Origin of the sequence: Streptomyces durbertensis, assembly GCF_014156695.1 — a bacterium.
GTDB lineage: Bacteria > Actinomycetota > Actinomycetes > Streptomycetales > Streptomycetaceae > Streptomyces > Streptomyces durbertensis.
Genome location: NZ_WMLF01000541.1, coordinates 1 through 3245 on the forward strand (window position 1 = coordinate 1; position 3245 = coordinate 3245).

3 protein-coding genes and 1 pseudogene are annotated in these 3245 nt (G+C 72.2%); 1 reads left to right on the plus strand and 3 read right to left on the minus strand.

Features of this window, described 5'->3' with window-relative positions; translation table 11 throughout:
• Positions 1 to 114: 114 nt before the first annotated feature.
• The 3 genes and pseudogenes from GL263_RS23990 to GL263_RS24000 form a co-directional block, all read right to left on the minus strand.
• A pseudogene (locus GL263_RS23990) lies at positions 115 to 351 on the minus strand (ABC transporter permease); the annotation flags it as partial.
• Positions 352 to 354: 3 nt separating this feature from the next.
• Positions 355 to 1182, minus strand: a complete 828-nt coding sequence (locus GL263_RS23995; protein ID WP_182857835.1) for an ABC transporter ATP-binding protein — start codon at positions 1180 to 1182, stop codon at positions 355 to 357.
• The gene (locus tag GL263_RS24000) at positions 1179 to 1685 is read right to left on the minus strand and encodes a PadR family transcriptional regulator (RefSeq protein WP_182857836.1); all 507 of its coding nucleotides are present in this window, start codon (positions 1683 to 1685) and stop codon (positions 1179 to 1181) included. The genes GL263_RS23995 and GL263_RS24000 overlap by 4 nt, the downstream gene beginning before the upstream one ends.
• Positions 1686 to 1842: 157 nt before the next feature.
• Here GL263_RS24000 and GL263_RS24005 point away from each other — a divergent pair, with 157 nt between their 5' ends.
• Positions 1843 to 3105, plus strand: a complete 1263-nt coding sequence (locus GL263_RS24005; RefSeq protein WP_182857837.1) for an ABC transporter substrate-binding protein — start codon at positions 1843 to 1845, stop codon at positions 3103 to 3105.
• Positions 3106 to 3245: the final 140 nt, after the last annotated feature.

Sequence of the window (3245 nt, forward strand, 5' to 3'; positions counted from 1 at the left end):
AGGTCGCGCCCGCGGGTGCAGGTGCCGCTCGGCCAGCCGCGCTATCGGCCACGCGGACAGCGGCAGGACCAGGGGGAGGAAGACGAAGACGCCCACGCGTCAGCCTTCGGGCTCGTCGAGGTCGCGGAGCCGTTCGAGGTCGGCGGGGTCGGCGTCGCCTCGGGCGTGGATCCACACGTGGGCGCCGTTGGTCTGGGCGAACACCCGCTGCCAGGGGTTGGCGGCGTAGCCGAAGAGCGCGCTGGCGAGCAGGAGGGCGGTGATGACTCCGGTGGTGGCGAGGACGAGGAACAGCGCCTCGCCGCGGTGGGTCCGCAGGTCGGCGTGTGCCCAGCGCAGTGTCGCCCGCACGGTTCAGTCCCCCAGGTCGACGAGGCCGCCGACACCGCCGGGTCTGCCGGGTCGGCCGGGACCGGGGGTCGCGCCGAGTTCGGCGTCGTCGGCGACGCGGCCGTCGAAGAAGCTGACGACGCGGTCGGCGACGCTGGCGAGGCGGGCGTCGTGGGTGACGAGGACGATGGTCTGGCCGCGTTGGTGGAAGCGCTGCAGCAGGCGCATCACCTCGCGGGTGCCCTTGCTGTCGAGGCTGCCGGCGGGTTCGTCGGCGAGCAGCAGGTCGGGGTGGTTGACGAGGGCGCGGGCGAGGGCGACGCGCTGCTGTTCGCCGCCGGACAGTTCGGCGGGCATGCTGCGCTCGCGGCCTTCGAGGCCGAGTTCGGCGAGCAGGGAGGCGCGTTCGGCGCGGGCCTGGCGGGGGGTGGCACCGGCGAGCAGGGCGGGCAGTTCGACGTTGTCGGCGACGGTGAGGTTGGAGACGAGGTTGAAGAACTGGAAGACGATGCCGACGCGGCGGCGGCGCAGTACCGCCCAGCGGGCTTCGCTGTAGCCGTCGACGCGGGCGCCGTCGAGCCACAGGGCGCCCTCGTCGGGGCGCTGGAGGCCGCCGAGGAGGTGCAGCAGGGTGGACTTGCCGGCGCCGGAGGGGCCGGTGACGGCGACGAACTCGCCGGCGCGCACGGTGAGGTCCACGCCGCGCACGGCGCGTGCGGGGGCGCCCTCGCCGTGGTGGGTCTTGACCAGGCCCTCGGCGCGGAGCAGCGGCTCGGCGGCGGGCCGGGCGCCGTCGGCCGGGACCGCCGCCTCGGGGTCTTCGGGCGGGGTGGTGGGGCCGGTGTCGCTCATTCCAGCTCCTCCTGACAGCGTTCCAGCCAGTCGAGGTCGGCCTGTAGGTGCAGCATCGCACCTTCGATGAGCAGCTGGGGGATCCGGTTGTCCCGGTCCTCGCTCGCGCTGAGCCGGGACAGCTCGCGCATGCTGTTCAGGTACTGGCGGCGCTGCCTGTTGATGAGGGTGAGGTGGTCGGCGAGGCCGGAGCTGGCGGCCAGGGCGAGTTTCATGAAGAACTCGTCGCGCACCCGGGGCTCGTCGGAGGTCTCCTCGAACCAGGCGTCGACGGCCTCCCGGCCGGCGTCGGTGAGCCGGTAGGTCTTCTTGTTGGGCCGGCTGGACTGGGTGATCTCCTCGCCCTCGATGAGGCCGGCCTTCTCCAGCCGTCCGAGGGTGACGTAGATCTGGCCGACGTTCGGCTGCGGGTAGGCGACGCCGAGCAGTTTCTCCAGTTCCAGCTTCAGCTCGTACCCGTGGGCGGGGCCCCTGGCCAGCAGGGCGAGGAGAGCGAGTCGCACACGCCTCTCCTTTCCCGTCCGGGCTCGTCGTCGCTGTTCGGCTCCGCGGTACCGGGGGCCTTCGGGGCGCGAGCCCTAGTATCCCTCATACCTAACAGGTATATATGGGTGAGGGCGTCCTGCAAAGGCGAGGGGCGCCGAGGTTCCAGGAGGCACGATGCGCTGGCTGATCGCCGGACGGGTTCTCCTCGTCTGCGCGATCCTGCTCGCCGCGTACGCCGCCGCCGGGCCGCAGCGTCCGGAGCCGGCGGGGCGCGGCCCGTTGACGCTGGCCACGGCCGGTGACCTCACGGACTATCTCGGCCGGGTGCTGGAGGACTGGAACCGGGAGCGGCCGGGTGAGCGGGTGACGCTGGTCGAGCTGCCGGAGTCGGCGGACGAGACGCGGGCCCAGATGATCACCGAGCTGCGGTCCGGCAGCAGCCGCTTCGACGTGCTGAACATCGACGTCGCCTGGACGTCGGAGTTCGCCGCGGCCGGCTGGATCCGGCCGATCGACCGGCAGCGCTTCCCGCTGGCCGAGATGCTGCCGCCGGTGGTCGACACGGCGACGTTCGGCGGCCGGCTGTACGCGGTGCCGTACGTGACCAACGCCGGCCTGCTCTACTACCGCACGGACGTGCTGGAGGAGGAGGGCGAGAGCCCGCCGAAGACGTGGGACGAGCTGGCCCGGCAGGCGGCCGAGATCGCTCCCCGGCACGGCCTGGAGGGGTACGCGGGTCAGTTCTTCCCGTACGAGGGTCTGACGGTGAACGCGACGGAGACGGTGCTGTCCGCCGACGGTTCGATCCTGGTGGACGACGGGGCGCGGGTGACGGTGGACTCGGAGGCGGCCCGCGAGGGGCTGGACTTCCTGGTCGACGGGCTGCGGGAGGGCTGGATCCCGAAGCGTTCGCTGGACTTCAAGGAGGAGGAGTCCCGGCAGGCGTTCCAGGACGGCGAGCTGCTGTTCCTGCGGAACTGGCCGTACGTGTACGCGGGCGCCTCGGCGGAGGGCTCGGCGGTCGCGGGCCGCTTCGACACCGTGCCGCTGCCGGGGCCGGACGGCCCGGGGACGAGTGTGCTCGGCGGTTCGAACCTGGCGATCAGCACCCAGTCGCGGCACCCGGACTCGGCGGCGGACCTGATCGCCTATCTGACGAGTGAGCCGGTGCAGCGACGGGTGCTGACCGAGGGCGCGCTGCCGCCGGTGCGGGCCGCGCTGTACGACGATCCGGCGCTGGTGGAGCGCTTCCCGTACCTGCCCACGCTGCGGGAGAGCGTGCTGGCGGCCGAGCCTCGGGCGAAGAGCCCGCGTTACGACCAGGTGAGCCTGGCGGTGCAGGCGGTGGTGGGTGACGCGCTGGCCCGGCGGCAGTCGACGGACGCGGCGGTGACCAGGCTGGCCAGGGAGCTGGAACGGATCGCCCGCCGGGACTGAGACCACCCCGCGTCTACCGCACCTCAGAGGATCGATACCTAACACGTAGGTATCGATCCTCTCTCGTTTTCCCACCCTCCTCACCGGTAACCCCCGAAACCCCCATGATCCTCGGGGTCTTTACCGAGCGATCCATTGAC

Coding starts and splice junctions, on each gene's coding strand:
- GL263_RS23995 (WP_182857835.1), bottom strand. CDS start 1,182: ATGAGCGACACCGGCCCCACCACCCCGCCCGAAGACCCCGAGGCGGCG.
- GL263_RS24005 (WP_182857837.1), top strand. CDS start 1,843: ATGCGCTGGCTGATCGCCGGACGGGTTCTCCTCGTCTGCGCGATCCTG.